Source organism: Corynebacterium pacaense, assembly GCF_900169525.1.
In the GTDB taxonomy this organism is placed as follows: Bacteria; Actinomycetota; Actinomycetes; order Mycobacteriales; family Mycobacteriaceae; genus Corynebacterium; species Corynebacterium pacaense.
The window spans coordinates 1,336,329-1,353,252 of the sequence record NZ_LT821239.1; the positions used below are offsets into that span (position 1 = coordinate 1,336,329).

Below are 16,924 nucleotides of genomic sequence, written 5' to 3' on the forward strand. Positions count from 1 at the left end.
AGCGGTGCGGTTTTAAGGGCCGCTTCTCCCGGAGGGGGTGGAGGCGCTAGATTGTTTCTGTGAGTTCCTATCCCGTATCCCATGATGTCCTGCCCGTCGATGAGCCGCTGCTGACCATCCCCGAGGTGTCCGAGCGACTCGGGGTGGTGGTGACCAAGGTGATGGATCTGCTCGGTGAGCACAAACTCATCGCGGTCCAGAGGCAGGGTGTGCGCTACATCCCCGAGGCGTTTCTCAACCGCGGGGAGAAGAAGGCGTCAACCAACCGGTTCGTCCCCGGTGTCATCGCGCTGCTGGCGGACGGCGGCTATTCCGATGAGGAGATTATCGCCTATCTCTTCACCGAGGACGAGACGCTGCCCGGCCGCCCCGTGGATGCGCTCCACGGGTATCTGGCGCGCGAGGTGATGCGCAGGGCCCAGGCGATGGGCCTGTAGACCGCCGTCCCGTACCCCGGCAGGGCGATCAGTCCAGCGCCGGGGCGGGGTTTTTCGGGAACACCGTCTGCACTGCGCCCCAGGCGATCAGGGCGGTCACCAGCACCCAGGGGATGTTGTAGAGCTGATGGTTTCCACTGCTGGTGAAGGCCAGAGCGATGAACACCGAGGCTGCCGTGATGAATTTCATCAGCCGCGCCGGGGGCCGGAAGGTGCCCACCAGCGAGATCATGCTGGCGTAGTACCAGGGCAGCGTCACCGAGTTGAAAACGAAGGCGACTCCGTAGGCCGCGACTGTTCCCATGACGGCGCGCCGGGGGGACTTCCGGAACAGCCACCAGGTTGTCACCAAGCCGGCGAGCATGATGACCATGGAGACCGATCGCAGCACCGCGAGGACGGCGTTGTAATTGAAGTCGGAGGTGAACAGCTGGGCGACCATGGAGATCAAACCGGCGATCAGGCTGGGGAAGGCCAGGGGATTGATCACCTTGGAGTTTCCGGTTAGTTCGCTGACCCAACCCCAGGATGCGCCGGAGGCCCAGGTGATCAGACTGACCACCACCGCGGTGACCAGGACCGCCAGTCCACCGGAGATGACGAACGCGATCAGATACTGACCTGTCCCCGGCCGGGTCCGGCTTCTTCGCGCAACCAGAATCGCCGCGAGCTGATGCATGCCGATCCACACCATGAACGGCAGGGCGATGGCGGCGGTGGCCTTAAGCGCCGTGGCCACTGCGATCAGCGCCACCCCCGCCATGAAACGTCGGCGCAGTACCAGCAGAATTCCGACGCTGACCAGGCCCACCATGATGGACTCGTTGTGCATTCCCCCGATCATGTGGATGACCATGACGGGATTGGCCACACCGATCCAGAGGGCGAGGGCACGGTCGGAGTTGAAGTATCCCGCGATACCCGAGACGCCGTAGGCGATGGCGATGAAACCGATCACTGAGACCACCTTGTAGCAGAGCACCCCGAGGGTGACGTTGTCGCCGACGATGGAGGTGATCACATCGCCGATCCACAAATGCAGCGGGCCGTAGGGCGTGGTGGTGTTGCGCCAGTCGTGGGAGACCTCGAGGAGCATGGGGCCGGGGTTGACGGCCGCGCCCTCGGTGTAGGGGTCGAATCCATCGCGGAGCATGGCTCCCTGCATCAGGTAGGAGTAGACATCCCGCGACATCATCGGCGCGGCCAGGAGCAGGGGTGAGACCGTGGCGATCAGGACGTTTCGCACCGTGCGCAGCCGGATCTCCGCCGTCCGCCCGGACTGATGCAGCCAGCGGCCGAGCAGCACCCAGGTGAGGATGGTCAGGAGCAACCCCACCGCGAAGACGGCATTGGACAGTCCCTGGCCGTGCCCGTAGGCGAGGAAGCCCAACCCGAGCGCATCGAGGACCCCGCCCCGATAGCGGATCGCACCGGCGCCGAAGGAACCGAGCGTGAGCAGCACCGAGCCGGTCAGTGCGAGGCCCACCGGGCTCAGCGACCTGCCACGGATCTGGAAAGCCGCTGGGGCGGAGAGTGTCGTTGACATCGGCTACATCCGTCGCTCGGTGGACCGGATCGCCAGATGCTCGAGATGCTCACGGACATCGGCCGGGAGGCCGACGTCCTCGAGCTGGGCTAGGCCGGACCGGGTCAATCGGGTGATGCGCTCCTCGACCTCCCGCTCCGCCCCTGTCTCGCGGATGATTCCGGCGAGCTCTGCGATGTCGGCGGGGGTGCTCACCCGACCGACCCCCTCCCGGATCGCGGTGGCGGAGTCGGGGTTGTGGGCGTCGGCAAGCTTCAGCGCCAGAGCGAGCAGCACGGTGCGCTTTCCCTCACGCAGATCATCACCCGCGGGCTTTCCGGTGACCACGGGATCGCCGAAGACCCCGAGGAGATCATCGCGGAGCTGGAAGGCGACGCCGATGTCCCTGCCGTAGCCGCGCAGGGCGGTGATCAGCCCCGCATCGGCGCCGGCGATGGCGGCGCCGAGATGGAGGGGGCGCTCGATGGTGTAGGCGGCGGTCTTGAATCTGTTGACCGCGTCGGCGAGTTCGACGGATTCATTCGTGGTCGCCTCCAGAGAGATGTCGAGGAGCTGACCACCGATGACCTCGGTGCGCATGGCGCGCCAGGGCTCGCGTGCACGTGCGAGGGCCGGTGCGCTGAGTCCGGAGTCCTGGAACATGTCCTCGGACCACACCAGCGCCATGTCCCCGACGAGGATTGACACGGATTCGCCGAAGTGCGCGGAATCCCCCTGGAGTCCCTGGCTTCCGTGCTGCGTCTCGACGGCCCGGTGCACCGTGGGTCTGCCGCGCCGGGTATCGGAGGAGTCGATGATGTCATCGTGGAGCAGTGCGCAGGCCTGGATGAACTCTAGGCTGGAGGCCGCATCCAGCACCGATTCCAGGCGCTCCTCGGCGCGTTGCGGACCCTGTGCGGCGAGGAAGCCGGCCCAGGCGTAGAGGGGTCGGATACGTTTGCCGCCGCCGAGGACGAAACTGCGCAGATGTTCCACCGCGGCACTGACCGGGGCGCCTATGACGGCGATGTCGCCGGCCCGGGAGTCCAGATACCGGGTCAATCGCCCGGCCACGACGCCGGGGATCCGGTCGAGTGTGAGATCGTGGGCATCGAAGCTGCTCAAAGGGGGTATCCTCTTCCCGGTTGAAGGCGGTTCAGGTCAGTGTTCTCGGGGACATGCGAGCGGGTCCCCGGTGAACTGTTCGTTGAAAGATTTCGGGTTCCGGCGCGGGTCTCAGCCCCGGGGGAGTCATGGATGAATAAATGCCTGTGGCGGTACCATCTGTGGCGCCCACATAATTTAAGATACCCAGGCATGCCGTCAACCAACATCTCCGCCTCCTCGGAGCAGTCGATGCTGAAACCTGAGCAGAATTCACATCCTAGACCAATTCCGGCATCGAGCCAGTGGTCCATCAGTGAGGTTCTCAGCCGGCCGGTCCCGGGACGGGTTCCTTTCTCCGTGGAGTTCATGCCCCCGCGGGATGATGCCGCCGAGGGGCGGCTCTACCGCGCCGCCGAGGTCTTCCATGACCTCGGGGCGAGTTTCGTCTCCGTTACCTACGGGGCGGGTGGATCGACGCGCGAACGGACCGCTCGTGTGGCACGCAGGCTGTCCCGTCAGCCACTGACCACTCTCGTGCACCTGACGCTCGTTGATCACAGCAGGGCTGAGCTGGAGGCGATCCTGCGCGAATATGCGGAGCTGGGTCTGACCAACCTGCTCGCACTGCGCGGAGATCCCCCGGGAGATCCCCTCGGTGACTGGTCGACGGCGCCGGGAGGCTTGTCCTACGCCTCCGAGCTGATCGACCTTGTACATGAGCTTCCCGAGTGCGCGCAGTTCGACATTGGTATCGCCTCCTTCCCTGAGGGGCACTACCGTGCGCGGGATCTCGAGGAGGACACCAGGTACACGTTGGCGAAACTCAGGGCGGGGGCGGGATACTCGATCACGCAGATGTTCTTCGACGTCGAGGACTTTCTCCGGTTGCGCGACAGGCTCGTCGCCGCCGATCCCGAGCACGGATCGAAGCCGGTCATCCCGGGCCTGATGCCGATAACCAGCCTGCGTTCGGTGCGCCGTCAGGTTGAGCTCTCCGGTGCGAAACTGCCCGGTGCCCTGGAGGAGCGGCTGCTCCGGGCCGCCGCGGGCGATGAGGAGCACAACCGCGATGAGATTCGCAAGGTCGGTATCGAGATAACGACGGAAATGTCGGAGCGACTGATCTCGGAGGGGGTGGCGGATCTGCATTTCATGACGCTCAACTTCACCCGCGCGACGCAGGAGGTTCTGCACAATCTCGGGATGGCCCCGGCCTGGGGTGCGGAGTTCGGCCAGGATGCCGTGCGCTGAGCGCATGCCTCACGACGCCCGGTCCGCACCCCCCACGGAGTGCCCGCCGGAACCGGGATTCGGTGAACCCGGTGCGCCTGCCGCAAGGGGAAGTGGGAGTGGGGCGGTGAGCACCGCGAACTCCCGCTGGTCACCGTCGAATCTGAAGTGCCGCAGGAGATCGCCGAATCCCAGCGAGCGGTAGAGCCCGAAGGCGTAATTGTCCTCGTGGGCGACCTCGGGTGTGGACAGGATCGCGGCGGAGGCGGGAATGCTCCCCAGAAGCTCGCGCATCATCGAACGGCCGATTCCACGTCCCTGGTGAGAGGGGAGGACGTGGACCTCCGCCACCTCGAAGTAGTCATGGAGGAGATCGACCTGGTCCGGGGTGGGGCCACCATGTTCCCTGAGTCCACGGCGCAACTGGCGCTGCCACCAGTGATCCGGTGATCCCGTGAAGCCGTAGGCAATGCCCGCCACGGCATCATCAAAGGTGGCGCAGACCGCGGTGAACCCCGGGTTGAGCGCATTTCGCCGCCAGACACCGATGCGGGCATCCCGAATGGCCGGGTCGTAGTTCATGGCCCTGATGTAGATATCAACGAGAGTCGGAGCGTTGACGGTGAACTCTGGAGTGCTCAATCTGCGGATGGTGGGTGACACATTCCCATCCAACCACGTCCCCGCGATTCAGATGCTGAATTCAGGGGAGAACGGCCGTTTCCAGCATTGACGATATAGAAAACTTGTTCTAAAATGAAACCAGGTTGTCCACCGGTGCATCTAGGTTGAGTGTCATAGGAAGACGGGGTCACCCGGTGGCCGAGTGCAGGCAAGGGAAGGAGTGAGGGTGATGGGTGAGATTATTTCAGCAACAACCCGATTTACCGCGACCGGTGGCAGGAGTGCGGAATTTCTGGAGAAGGCCAATATCCTTCTCGATCAGGCACGGCAGTACCGTCGCGCCGGGGACCTGTCACTCGCGCTCGAGTTCGGCTACCGCTCATCACTGCGGACCGCGGGTGCCATCATCGCGGCCAGTCCGGTGTCGAAGCGAAAGCGGAAGCCACGGGGAGCGTGGAACCAGCTGGCACTGGTTGATGGTGCGGCCGCTGACTGGGCCACCGAGCTCTCCGCATTCTCCCGTATCCGCTCCCGTGCCTCCAGCGGGCTGGAGGTGAACCTGAGCGAGGAGTACATCGATGGTTTTCTCTCTCGCGTCGGGGCATTTCTGGACGAGGGGGAGCGCGGTGCGGGGTGGCTCCCGTCCGCGGCCTAGGGTGTGGGGTGGACGGATCGGACCGCGGCGGAGGCCCATGGCAACCGGGTGGGTGTGATGTGGCGCCGGGTGTTTTCCCGTTTGGCCAAGTGGGGAACAATCCGGTTAATCTGGTCGTTAACAAGGTATAGACGATAAAAGGTCTCTACTACCTAGGAGGAGGACGGCATGGCCCTTTCAGAGCAAGAGCAACGGGCATTGCGTGAGATCGAGCAGGCACTGATGGCTGATGACCCGAAGTTCGGGAAATCGGTTGCAAAAGAGACAGGTCTCGGTGGGAGAGGCCTGAGCCTTCGCGGGATCGCGCTTTTCGTGCTCGGCCTTGTTCTTCTGGTTGCGGGTGTCGCACTGAGTCAGCAGACACTGTGGTTCGCGGCACTCGGTGTGCTGGGATTCCTGGTGATGTTCGGATCCGGTGTCTGGATGCTTCGGGGTGGCGGTTCGGTTGGTTCCGTCCCGTCTGCCGCGTCGAAGAAGTCGGCGGCGGGGGCGACCGGGGGATCATCAATCGGGGACAAGATGGAGGAGAACTTCCGTCGCCGCTTCGAGGGGCAGTAGTCTCCGCAGCGGTTTCATCGAGCCTGTGATCGCCGTCTGAGACCTCTCGCGTCCCTTGGTAGGGGGACAGCGATTCCAACCCGGAAAACCATGACTGGTTTTCCGGGTTTTTCTCTGCCTTTTTTCGGTATTTCGGTGCGCTGACGCACAATCCCCACTTGTCCCCACCGATCGTGATCCGGATTCCATCACCGGTTTGCGGCAGTGCGGTATCCGGATCGCAAAACCGCAGCAAGCGGCAAACAGCTGGGGGTTATGGGGTGCAAGTGTGTCAGGTGCTGCCTGTGTCTGCTGGGAAGAAACATGATCAATGTGCAGTAGGGTGTCGACGCAATGCGTCCCACACACCCATCCCCCACCGGACTTTATTTGCCTTGACCTGTGTTTTTGTTGGCGGATCGGGTCATTTTGCCGCAGGCACTTGATTCAGGTGGGGGAAAGTGGGGTATTGTGGGCGACAGTGGTAGATGGGCTTCTCAACCGGGGGCTCCATGTGCCGCACAAGAGACAAGCTGATCAACCCGGTGTCTGCGAGTTCAGGGAAAGGGGACACAAGGAATGTTCCTTGGTACCTACACCCCCAAGCTCGATGACAAAGGCAGGCTGACGCTGCCGGCGAAGTTCCGTGAGGAGCTGGCCGGTGGGCTGATGGTCACCAAAGGCCAGGATCACAGTCTCGCGGTTTATCCAAAGGAGGAGTTCGCCGCCCGTGCACGAAAGGCGGCGGCGGTTTCCAGGACGAGCCCCGAGGCGCGAGCCTTCATCCGAAATCTCGCAGCGAGTGCGGATGAGCAACGGCCCGACGGTCAGGGGAGAATCACGCTCTCCGCCTCGCACCGCAACTATGCGGGGCTGAGCAAGGAGTGCGTGGTCATTGGATCGGTGGATTTTCTTGAGATCTGGGATGCACAGGCTTGGGCCGCATACCAGGACGAGACAGAGGCTGCGTTCTCTGCGGCCGATGAGGATGTTCTCGATGGGTTCCTCTAGGAACGCAGACGGGAGCACCGGTCGGGAGCGCGTGTATGGACTCTGCTCGAGAGGGTCGCTCTGGTGTACTTCCCCGACATCAGATCGATTTCTCGAGTGGGGCCCTGTACGCACTTCGTGAGGTCCGGGCGAGGAACTGCGTGACATGAATAAAGGATTGTCGCGCAGTTTTTTTGTCCACGAGCACAGGTACCGGACACAGAGACAATCGCCAGAAAACCAGGGGGAGGGACGTCACCATGGAAAAGCACTCCACTGAAAGCAACCACGGACACACTCCCGTCATGCGCGAACGGATGGCCGCACTGATCGCCGGGAAGGTTCAGGCCATGGGGGAGCGTGCGGTCATCATCGACGCCACCCTGGGCGCCGGCGGGCACAGCGAGTTCTTTCTCACCACCTTCCCACTGGCCAATGTGATCGGTCTGGACCGCGATGAGGCGGCGCTGAACGGGGCACGGGACCGGCTCGCGGTCTTCGGTGGCAGGTTCCTGGGCATCGGCACGCGTTTCGACGGTCTGGCGGACATTCTGGCGCACGGCGAGGGCGAACTTGTGCAACTGGCACGCGACCAGGGAATCTCCGGGGCGCTGTTCGATCTTGGGGTCTCATCCATGCAGCTCGACCAGCTCGAGCGGGGATTCGCCTACCGCGCGGACGCACCCCTGGACATGCGGATGGACCCGACGAGCGGAATCACGGCGGCAGATGTCCTCAACACCTATTCCCACGGTGATCTGGCCAGGGTGCTGAAAACCTACGGCGATGAGCGCTTTGCGGGAAAGATCGCATCCGCGGTGCTCCGAGAGCGGGAGAAGGAGCCCTTCACCACCTCCGCACGGCTGGTTGAACTGCTCTATCAGACGATTCCCGCAGCAACCCGGCGAACCGGGGGCCATCCTGCCAAGCGCACCTTCCAGGCGCTGCGCGTGGAGGTCAACAATGAGCTCGAGTCCCTGGAAAGGGTCCTTCCACAGATCACCGGAGCGCTCAACGTCGGTGGGCGAGCGGTGTTCATGAGCTACCAGTCGCACGAGGACAAGCTGGTGAAGAAATACTTCACCGAATTGACCACCTCGACGACTCCGCCCGGCCTCCCGGTCGATCTGCCAGGGACCGCACCGCTGTTCAAACAGGTCACCAGGGGCGCTGAAACTGCCTCTGAACGGGAGATCGAGGACAACCCCAGGGCCGCACCAGTTCGTGTGCGCGCCATTGAAAGAATCGCCGAGAAGTAGTCAGGAGACCACCATGACCATGACCCGCGGCTCCCGAGCCGAACAGAGGCAACCCGCACGCGATCGGCGTTCGCAGTCACGCGATCACCGGGAGGTCCTGTCGAGCAGGGACTACTCCACCTCAACGCTCAACGAAGCCCCGCCACGCGTGCCCGCGGAGCGGACCCACTCCACCCGGGGTCTGCTCAAGCCGGGGCTGCAGCCCACCCGCACGCGCAAGCTGCAGCACAAGACTGGCTCGCAGCAGGTGATCTCCGTCCGTGGTCGGCGGGTGGTCGCCCCGAAGGCGGATCCCAGGTTGATCAGGCTCTTCGCCATCGTGGTGTTCCTGCTGTGCAGTGGCGTCGGAATCTCCATGGGACTCTCGGGTATGACCACGGAGCAGACCTTCCGCCTCCAGGAGCTCAACTCCCAGGAGACGGATCTGAACAATCGAATCGAATCACTCAACCGCGATGTCGAGGACGCACGCGCGGCCTCCACCATCGCCGCAGCGGCACAGGGCATGGGCATGGTCTCCCCGGTCCAACCGGGGGTTCTGGCGGTTGAGGAAAACGGCGACATCGTTGAACAGCGGCCCGCGGATCCGGAGACTCGTCCTATTATTGACATCAATGGTGAACAGGCACGGCCGAACAGAGCCTCCAGCAACCCGGATGAAACGAGTGAAGTGACCGACAATCTGCAGGCGATTCCACGGGGCACCGCGAACCCGCCGTACCAGCCCAATTCAACCGCCGGTGCGGTTCCCTACGCAGCCACGACCAGGGGCACCGGCGGGCAGGCGGGTGGCGTCGGGCAGTGACACACCCGATGGATGGAAGAAATCGCGGCGATGGCGCGGGACGTTCGGACACGTCCCGTCGTTCGGCGTACCGGGACGAGAGCAGGCGTGCGGCCCGCGAGCGTGAGCTCAGGCGTCGATCCGGTGCCGTCGGCACGGAACCATCCGCGACCTACCGTCCGGGAATCTACAACGGCGGTGCCCGCAGACACCGCGTCAACATCATCACAGCGATCGCGCTGCTGCTGGCCGTCGCACTGATCGGTCGACTTGCCTGGGTCCAGCTGGTCTGGGGACCCGACCTGGCGGTGCACGCCTCGGAACAGCGCACCCGGGTCTACGTCGATCCCGCGCGCCGTGGCGAGATCACCGATCGGGAGGGGAACCAGCTCGCCTACACGATGCAGGCCCGCTCCCTGACCGTCTCACCGATTGTGATGCGTTCGGAACTGGGGGAACGGATCGATCTCGCCCTCAGGGTGGCGGCCGAGGAGACCGACCCCGACCGGGTCGAGCCCTACGTCACCATCGCGGAGGGCGAGGGTTATCTGGCGATGGACCCCGACCGGCGCTCCGCCTTCATTTCGGACAAGGTCGAGGAAGCCCTGGAAAACACCGCGCGGCGCATCCCCGAGATCATCTCATCACACGGCAAGGACACCGCGGGGATCCATGTCGATGAGATCCTGGACAAACTGCACGCGGATTCCCAGTACGAGGTCCTCGTCCGCAACGTCGATCCCGATATCGCAACCGAGATCTCCGCCGAGCTCTACGGCGTCGCAGCGGACCATCAGGACATCAGGCAGTATCCCAACGGTGCGGTCGCCGAGAACGTCATCGGCCGCATCAGCATGGACGGCGACGGCCAGTTCGGTCTGGAGGCCTCTTCCGATTCCCAGCTCGCCGGTTTCAACGGACGCTCCACCTCGGATGTCTCCATCTTCGGCCAGTCCATTCCCGGCACCCTGCGCGACCAGGTCCCCGCCATCGATGGCGCCAATGTCGAACTGACCCTCGATCTTGATCTGCAGACCTACGTCCAGCAGGCCGTGGAGCAGGCCAAGACCAATTCCGGGGCGGACGGTGCCTCCGCGGTGGTGCTGGACGTGGAGACGGGCCAGGTCCTGGCCATGGCGAATTCGGACACCATCAACCCCAACGAGGACACCGCCAAGCAGATCGAACGGGGCAGGAGCTTCGACAACTCCTCGGTGACGCACCCCTTCGAACCGGGTTCCGTGGCCAAGATCATCACGGCCTCCGGGATCATCCAGGAGGGACTGAGCGATCCCACCGAGGTGCACCAGGTTCCGGGAAGTATCGAGATGTCCGGCGTCACGGTCAAGGACGCCTGGGACCACGGGGTCGCCCCCTATACCACCGCGGGCATCTTCGCCAAGTCCTCCAACGTGGGCACCCTGATGCTCGCGGACCGTCTCGGGGAGGACCGCTTCGCCGACTATCTCGACCGTTTCGGTCTGGGACAGTCCACCGGTATTGAACTGCCCAGCGAGTCACAGGGACTGCTGCCGGCGCGGGAACAATGGTCGGGCGGCACCTTCGCGAACCTGCCCATCGGGCAGGGCATGTCCATCACGCTGCTGCAGATGGCCGGCGTCTACCAGGCGCTGGCCAATGACGGCGAGCGGATCGAACCGCGGATCATCAGGAAGGTCGTCGACGCCCAGGGCGATGAGATCGAGCAACCGGAACCGAAGAGGGTTCAGGTGGTCAGCCCGGAGGCGGCACGCACCACCGTGGACATGTTCCGCGGGGTGACCCAGTCCGATCCCACCGGTGTGCAGCAGGGCACCGCCCCCGACGCGGCCATCGAGGGCTATCAGATCGCGGGTAAGACCGGCACCGCCCAGAAGGTCGATGAGAACACCGGAGCCTACTCCAACTCCGAGTACTGGATCACCTTCGCGGGAATCGCACCCGCGGATGATCCGCGCTTCGTGGTCGCGATCATGCTCGATGAGCCCGAGCGCGGAGTCCACGGTGGTGGCGGCCAGTCCGCGGCACCGCTGTTCAAGGACATCGCCACCTGGCTGCTCAACCGTGACAACATTCCACTCTCCGGTCCCGCCGACCCGCTGCTGCTGCAGGCCGGTTCCTAGGGTCCGCCATCAACTCGTTCCTGAACAAAAGCCCACTACCTGAGGAGAAACCGTGTCCATCCCACTAGAGGACCTGACCCGCACAATCGGAGGCACCCTGTCCGAGGGCGCCGATCCGACGGTGGAGATTGCCGACATCGGACTCGATTCCGCCTCGCTCGCCGACCGCGACGCGATCTTCGCGGCGGTACCGGGCACCCACGTCCACGGTGCCGAGTTCGCGACCCGGGACAATGCGGCGTCGGCGGTGGCGGTGCTTACCGACGCCGAGGGTGCAGCAATCCTCGCCCGCGCGGGTGATCGCCGTCCGGTGGTCACCGTGCCGGACGTCCGGAAGGTGCTGGGGGAGGCGTCGTCACGCATCTACGGTGACCCCTCACGGGAGATGGTGCTGGTCGGGGTCACTGGCACCTCCGGAAAGACCACCACCAGTTACCTGCTGGAACGCGGACTGATGGCCGCGGGGCACACTGTCGGTCTGATCGGCACCACCGGCACCCGCATCGACGGTCGGCCGGTGCCGACCAAACTGACCACTCCGGAGGCGCCGACGCTGCAGGCGCTGTTCAGACAGATGCGTGATCAGGGGGTCACCCACGTGGTGATGGAGGTATCCAGTCACGCACTGTCGCTGGGTCGGGTCGCCGGCACGCATTTCGATGTCTCCGCCTTCACCAACCTCTCCCAGGACCATCTGGACTTCCATCCCACGATGGAGGATTATTTCGAGGCCAAGGCCCTCTTCTTTCGCGCCGACTCGCCGCTGGCTGCGGACAGGTCGGTGGTGTGCATCGATGATTCCTGGGGGCGCAGGATGGCCGAGGTCGCAGCCGATGCCCTCACCGTCGGCAGCATGGGGGAAGAAGCTGACATCACCGCGGGGGAGGTCGAGGTCGGTGAATCGGGTACGCAGCACTTCACCGTGCACCTTCCCGATGACGGGGTCGTCGGGGTGGAGCTGGCACTTCCGGGTGCCTTCAACGTTGCCAATGCCACACTCGCCCTGGCGGCGGCCTACCGCATCGGGGTGGACCCGGAAGCCTTCGCACGGGGTCTGGCCACCGTGACCGTCCCAGGCAGGATGGAGCGAATCGACCTGGGCCAGGACTTCCTGGCCGTCGTCGACTACGCGCACAAGCCCGCGGCGGTGGCGGCGGTTCTGGATACCCTGCGCTCCCAGGTGGACGGCCGGCTCGGCGTCGTCATCGGCGCGGGCGGGGATCGTGATCCAAGCAAGCGCGGACCCATGGGCGCGATGTCCGCCCAGCGCGCCGACCTTGTCATCGTCACCGATGACAATCCGCGTTCGGAGGATCCGGCCACCATCAGGGCCGCCGTGCTCGCCGGGGCCCGTGAGGCCGCTGACGCCGAGTCAAAGAACAGTGGCCGGAAGGTGGAGATCCGGGAGGTCGGTGATAGGGCCGAGGCAATTTCCGCGCTCACCGAGTGGGCACGTTCCGGTGATGGCATTGTGGTAGCTGGCAAGGGACATGAGGTGGGACAGCTGGTGGCCGGAGTCACCCACCATTTCGATGACCGTGAACAGGTGCGTGACGCCCTGTCGCGGAGACTCCACAAAGGCAGCGAAGGAAAGTAGGTCTAGGCCATGATTGAACTGACTCTGGGAGAGATCGCCGACATCGTCGGTGGACGTCTCAGCGGTGGCGCCTCGCCGGACACACCCGTCACGGGCACCGTGGAGTTTGATTCCCGCGCGATCACCCCGGGCGGTCTGTTCCTGGCGCTGCCGGGTGCGCGGGTGGACGGGCACGAGTTCGCCGCCGCCGCGGCGGAGAAGGGCGCGGTGGCCACCCTCGCCGCCCGTGAGGTCGACGCACCCGCGATCATCGTGCCCGCCGTGCCAGGGACCGATTCCAATGCCGACATCTACGCACATGATCCCGAGGGGCACGGGGCCGCGGTTGTGGCGGCCCTGTCGCTGCTTGCCAGGCACGTCGTGGACCTCGCCACCGGAGAGCATGGTCTGACCGTGGTCGCCCTGACCGGTTCCGCAGGAAAGACATCAACCAAGGACTTCATCGCGACGGTGCTGGCCACCGCCGGCGAGACCGTCGCGCCACCCGGCTCATTCAACAATGAGGTCGGGCTGCCCTACACGGCCCTGCGCTGCACCACATCCACCGACTTCCTGGTCGCAGAGATGTCGGCGCGGGGCATCGGCCACATCGAGCACCTGACGCATATCGCCCCGCCGCGGATCGGTGCGGTGCTCAACGTCGGTAGCGCACACCTCGGGGAATTCGGTTCCAGGGAGAACATCGCCCGCGCCAAGGGGGAGCTGGTGGAGGCGCTGCCACCCGCGGACCAGGGTGGCGTGGCGGTGCTGAACGCCGATGATCCCTTCGTCAACGCCATGGCCGAACGCACCCGCGCCCGGGTTGTCAGATTCTCCGTCCAGAACCAGCAGGGCAGGGGAGTGGACTACTGGGCCAGCGATGTGGTGCTCGATGACGTCGCCCGTGCCCGGTTCATCCTCCACACCAGGGAGGGGCAGTGGCCGGTGCGGCTTCAGGTATTCGGCGCGCACCAGGTGCCAAATGCACTCGCAGCCGCAGCGGTGGCCGTGGAGGCCGGAATGGCCGCGGCGGACGTCGCGGAGGCACTGTCGCGCCACGCGGCGGCCTCGGCCAACCGCATGGATGTGCGCACCCGTGCCGACGGGGTGACCGTGATCAATGATTCCTACAACGCCAACCCGGATTCGATGCGGGCGGCGATAGCGGCACTGGCCTACACCGCGAGTGCGCGTTCCGAGTCGATCAGCTGGGCCGTGCTCGGCCAGATGGCGGAACTCGGCGGTGAGGCAACCGGGGCGCACAGCGACCTCGGGCTGCAGCTGGCGAAGTATCATATACAGGGACTGGTGGCCGTGGGTGAGAACCCGAATACGCTCGCCATGGTTGAATCCGCGCGTGAGCACGGCGTTCGCACCCACCTGGTGGCGGACGTGGATGCGGCGGTAGAGCTCCTGCGCGGTGAGATCAGGGGTGGGGACGTGGTGCTGGTCAAGGCATCCCACTCGGATGGGCTGTGGCGTGCCGCGGAACAGCTGCTTGGCTCCAATTCCGGGGACAGTCAGACAGCCCGGATCGTGAGAGGACGATAGAGAAGAATGCAACAGATCATCATCAGTGGGGGCATCGCCTTCCTGGTCTCCATATTCCTCACACCACTGCTCATCCGGTACTTCACCCGCAGGCACCTGGGGCAGGAGATCCGGGAGGAGGGACTGCAGTCGCACCTGCGCAAACGCGGCACCCCGACCATGGGTGGTATCGCGATCATCGCGGGAATCGTGGTCGCCTACCTGGTGACCAACATCTACACCTACTCCACCGGCTACGGTGGTTTCACCGCCTCGGGCCTGCTGGTGCTCGGGCTGACCCTCGGTCTCGGGGCGACCGGTTTCGCCGATGACTTCATCAAGCTCTACAAGGGGCGGAACCTGGGTTTGAACAAGACTGCGAAACTCATCTCCCAACTGGTCATAGCGCTGGTGTTCGGCCTGCTCGTCCTCCAGTTCCGGGACGAGAACGGTCTCACACCCGCCTCGACCCAGCTCTCCTTCATCCGGGACATCGACACCGTCGATCTGGCCTTCGGCGGGGGGATCCTGGGCACCATCGTCTTCTTGATCTTCATCTACATCGTGGTCAGTGCCTGGTCGAACGCCGTCAACATCACCGACGGTCTCGACGGACTGGCCGCCGGTGCGACCGCCTTTGTCATGGGCGCCTACACCGTGATCACCTTCTGGCAGTTCCGCAACTCCTGCGATACCGCCGTGGAGGCGGGCTGCTACACGGTCAGGGACCCCCTGGACATCGCCGTTCTGTGCGCCGCGGGTCTCGGCGCCACCCTCGGATTCCTGTGGTGGAACGCCGCACCGGCCAAGATCTTCATGGGCGACACCGGGTCCCTGGCACTGGGTGGACTCATCGCGGGGCTGTCTGTGGTCACCAGAACCGAGCTGCTGATGATCGTCATCGGCGCACTCTTCGTCATCGAGGTCGCCTCCGTGGCCATCCAGATCGCTGTGTTCAAGACCAGGGGCAGGAGGGTGTTCAAGATGGCACCGATTCACCATCATTTCGAGGCACTTGGCTGGGCGGAAACCACCGTGGTGGTGCGCTTCTGGCTGATAGCAGTGATGGCGGTGCTCGCCGGTACCGCCATATTCTACGGGGACTGGCTCTCCCTGGCGGAGGTGTAGGACATGACTGAGAACAGCACACTGCCCGAGGAGCTCCGGGGAACCATCCTCGTCGCCGGGGCCGGGGTATCGGGAATGGGTACAACCGCGATGCTCCGCGAACTCGGCCTGCGGGTGGTCGTCGCCGACGATGATGAGACCGCCCGCGCGCGGGTTGTTGAGATCACCGAGGCGATGGAGATGTCCACCGCCGCAGCGCGCTCGCAGATCTCGGATTTCAGTCTCGTTGTCACTTCCCCGGGGTGGCGCCCGGACACCCCGCTGCTTGTCGACGCCGCCACCGCGGGACTCGAGGTGATCGGGGACGTGGAACTGGCCTGGCGGCTCGACCGCGCGGGGACCTTCGGTCCCCCGCGCACCTGGCTCGCGGTGACCGGCACCAACGGCAAGACCACAACCACCGCGATGCTCGCCGCGATGATGGTGCGCGGCGGATTCGCGGCCCGCGCGGTGGGAAACATCGGAGTCCCCGTCACCGCTGCACTGGCGGGCAGGGAGCGCGTGGATGTCCTCGTGGCCGAGCTGTCGAGTTTCCAGCTGCACTGGGCACCCACACTGGTGCCAGACGCAGGCGTCGTGCTCAACCTCGCCGAGGACCACATCGACTGGCACGGATCCTTCCGCGCCTACGCTCTGGCCAAGACGAGGGCGCTCAGGGGCCGGGTCGCCGTCATCGGCGATGATGACCGGTACCTGGTGTCACTGGCGCGGGAGATCGACATCGCCTCTCCGATCGGCTTCACCCAGTCGGAGCCGATGCGGGGGCAGCTCGGTGTCCGGGCAGGGGAGCTGGTGGACAACGCCTTCGCCGACAACCTCGAGCTGGCACCGGCCGACGGGATCAGTCCCCCGGGGGCCGCGGGGGTGCTCGACGCACTCGCGGCCGCCGCGATCGCACGTTCCCAGGGTGTCCCCGCCTCCGCCATCGCCGAGGCACTGTCCACATTCGAGGTGGCGGGGCACCGCGGGCAGATCGTCGCCGACACGGGCGGCATCGTATTCATTGACAATTCCAAGGCCACCAACCCGCATGCCGCGGACTCGGCACTTGAGGGCCACCAGTCGGTGATCTGGATACTGGGTGGCCAGCTCAAGGGCGCGGACATCTCGGAACTCGTGCGCAGTCACGCCGGAAGGATCAAGGCGGCGCTCGTGCTCGGGGTGGACCGCGGCACTATCGTGGACTCCCTGCGCGCCCACGCCCCCGAGGCGGGGGTGTATGTCACCGACTCCACCGACCCGGTCGAGGCGATGGAGTACCTGGTTTCGCGGGCGTGGGAAATCGCGGAACCGGGCGACACCGTGGTGCTGGCCCCGGCCGCCGCATCCCTGGACATGTACAAGGGAATGGGGCAGCGCGGAGACATCTTCGCGGTGGCACTGAAGCGCCACATTTCCCAGGCTCCGGAAGAATAGGAC

Annotated in this window: 15 protein-coding genes; 12 read left to right on the forward strand and 3 right to left on the reverse strand. The window is 64.9% G+C overall.

The features are described 5' to 3' along the window. Window positions 1-59: 59 nt before the first annotated feature. Window positions 60-437: an Rv2175c family DNA-binding protein gene (locus B7E02_RS06340; protein ID WP_080794057.1), complete on the forward strand. Its 378-nt coding sequence runs from the start codon at window positions 60-62 to the stop codon at window positions 435-437. 28 nt (window positions 438-465) lie between these two features. Here the strand turns inward: B7E02_RS06340 and B7E02_RS06345 are convergent, their stop codons facing one another. Both B7E02_RS06345 and B7E02_RS06350 read right to left on the reverse strand, forming a co-directional pair. After that, window positions 466-1,983: an alpha-(1->6)-mannopyranosyltransferase A gene (locus tag B7E02_RS06345; protein WP_080794059.1), complete on the reverse strand. Its 1,518-nt coding sequence runs from the start codon at window positions 1,981-1,983 to the stop codon at window positions 466-468. Window positions 1,984-1,986: 3 nt separating this feature from the next. Further along, window positions 1,987-3,087, reverse strand: coding sequence for a polyprenyl synthetase family protein (locus tag B7E02_RS06350; RefSeq protein WP_080794061.1), 1,101 nt, complete (start codon window positions 3,085-3,087; stop codon window positions 1,987-1,989). Window positions 3,088-3,318: 231 nt separating this feature from the next. On the opposite strand from B7E02_RS06350, the gene B7E02_RS06355 reads away from it, so the two are divergent. Further along, window positions 3,319-4,320 carry a methylenetetrahydrofolate reductase gene (locus B7E02_RS06355; protein ID WP_080794480.1) on the forward strand — a complete coding sequence of 334 codons (1,002 nt, stop codon included), beginning with the start codon at window positions 3,319-3,321 and terminating at the stop codon, window positions 4,318-4,320. 9 nt (window positions 4,321-4,329) lie between these two features. On the opposite strand, the gene B7E02_RS06360 is transcribed toward B7E02_RS06355, so the two are convergent. Then, a complete protein-coding gene (locus B7E02_RS06360; RefSeq protein WP_080794063.1) occupies window positions 4,330-4,962 on the reverse strand; it encodes a GNAT family N-acetyltransferase in 633 nt (210 codons plus the stop codon). Between the two features lie 190 nt (window positions 4,963-5,152). On the opposite strand from B7E02_RS06360, the gene B7E02_RS06365 reads away from it, so the two are divergent. The 10 genes from B7E02_RS06365 to murD all read left to right on the forward strand — a co-directional run bounded on the left by B7E02_RS06365 (window position 5,153) and on the right by murD (window position 16,921). After that, a complete protein-coding gene (locus B7E02_RS06365; protein ID WP_080794065.1) occupies window positions 5,153-5,578 on the forward strand; it encodes an SAV_6107 family HEPN domain-containing protein in 426 nt (141 codons plus the stop codon). A gap of 168 nt (window positions 5,579-5,746) precedes the next feature. Beyond that, window positions 5,747-6,136 carry a DUF3040 domain-containing protein gene (locus tag B7E02_RS06370; RefSeq protein WP_080794067.1) on the forward strand — a complete coding sequence of 130 codons (390 nt, stop codon included), beginning with the start codon at window positions 5,747-5,749 and terminating at the stop codon, window positions 6,134-6,136. 558 nt (window positions 6,137-6,694) lie between these two features. Further along, a complete protein-coding gene (gene mraZ, locus B7E02_RS06375) occupies window positions 6,695-7,126 on the forward strand; it encodes a division/cell wall cluster transcriptional repressor MraZ (protein ID WP_080794069.1) in 432 nt (143 codons plus the stop codon). 239 nt (window positions 7,127-7,365) lie between these two features. Continuing rightward, on the forward strand, window positions 7,366-8,364 hold the full coding sequence (rsmH, locus tag B7E02_RS06380) for a 16S rRNA (cytosine(1402)-N(4))-methyltransferase RsmH (protein ID WP_080794071.1): 999 nt from the start codon (window positions 7,366-7,368) through the stop codon (window positions 8,362-8,364). Between the two features lie 13 nt (window positions 8,365-8,377). Next, the gene (gene ftsL, locus B7E02_RS06385; protein ID WP_245802177.1) at window positions 8,378-9,169 is read left to right on the forward strand and encodes a cell division protein FtsL; all 792 of its coding nucleotides are present in this window, start codon (window positions 8,378-8,380) and stop codon (window positions 9,167-9,169) included. A gap of 8 nt (window positions 9,170-9,177) precedes the next feature. After that, complete coding sequence (locus tag B7E02_RS06390; RefSeq protein ID WP_080794073.1) at window positions 9,178-11,271, forward strand: peptidoglycan D,D-transpeptidase FtsI family protein; 2,094 nt, start codon at window positions 9,178-9,180, stop codon at window positions 11,269-11,271. Between the two features lie 52 nt (window positions 11,272-11,323). Then, window positions 11,324-12,868: a UDP-N-acetylmuramoyl-L-alanyl-D-glutamate--2,6-diaminopimelate ligase gene (locus B7E02_RS06395; RefSeq protein WP_080794074.1), complete on the forward strand. Its 1,545-nt coding sequence runs from the start codon at window positions 11,324-11,326 to the stop codon at window positions 12,866-12,868. 9 nt (window positions 12,869-12,877) lie between these two features. Continuing rightward, window positions 12,878-14,398: a UDP-N-acetylmuramoyl-tripeptide--D-alanyl-D-alanine ligase gene (locus tag B7E02_RS06400; RefSeq protein ID WP_080794077.1), complete on the forward strand. Its 1,521-nt coding sequence runs from the start codon at window positions 12,878-12,880 to the stop codon at window positions 14,396-14,398. Between the two features lie 6 nt (window positions 14,399-14,404). Beyond that, window positions 14,405-15,505, forward strand: coding sequence for a phospho-N-acetylmuramoyl-pentapeptide-transferase (gene mraY, locus B7E02_RS06405; protein WP_080794079.1), 1,101 nt, complete (start codon window positions 14,405-14,407; stop codon window positions 15,503-15,505). 3 nt (window positions 15,506-15,508) lie between these two features. Next, a complete protein-coding gene (murD, locus tag B7E02_RS06410; protein ID WP_080794081.1) occupies window positions 15,509-16,921 on the forward strand; it encodes a UDP-N-acetylmuramoyl-L-alanine--D-glutamate ligase in 1,413 nt (470 codons plus the stop codon). Window positions 16,922-16,924 lie beyond the last annotated feature (3 nt).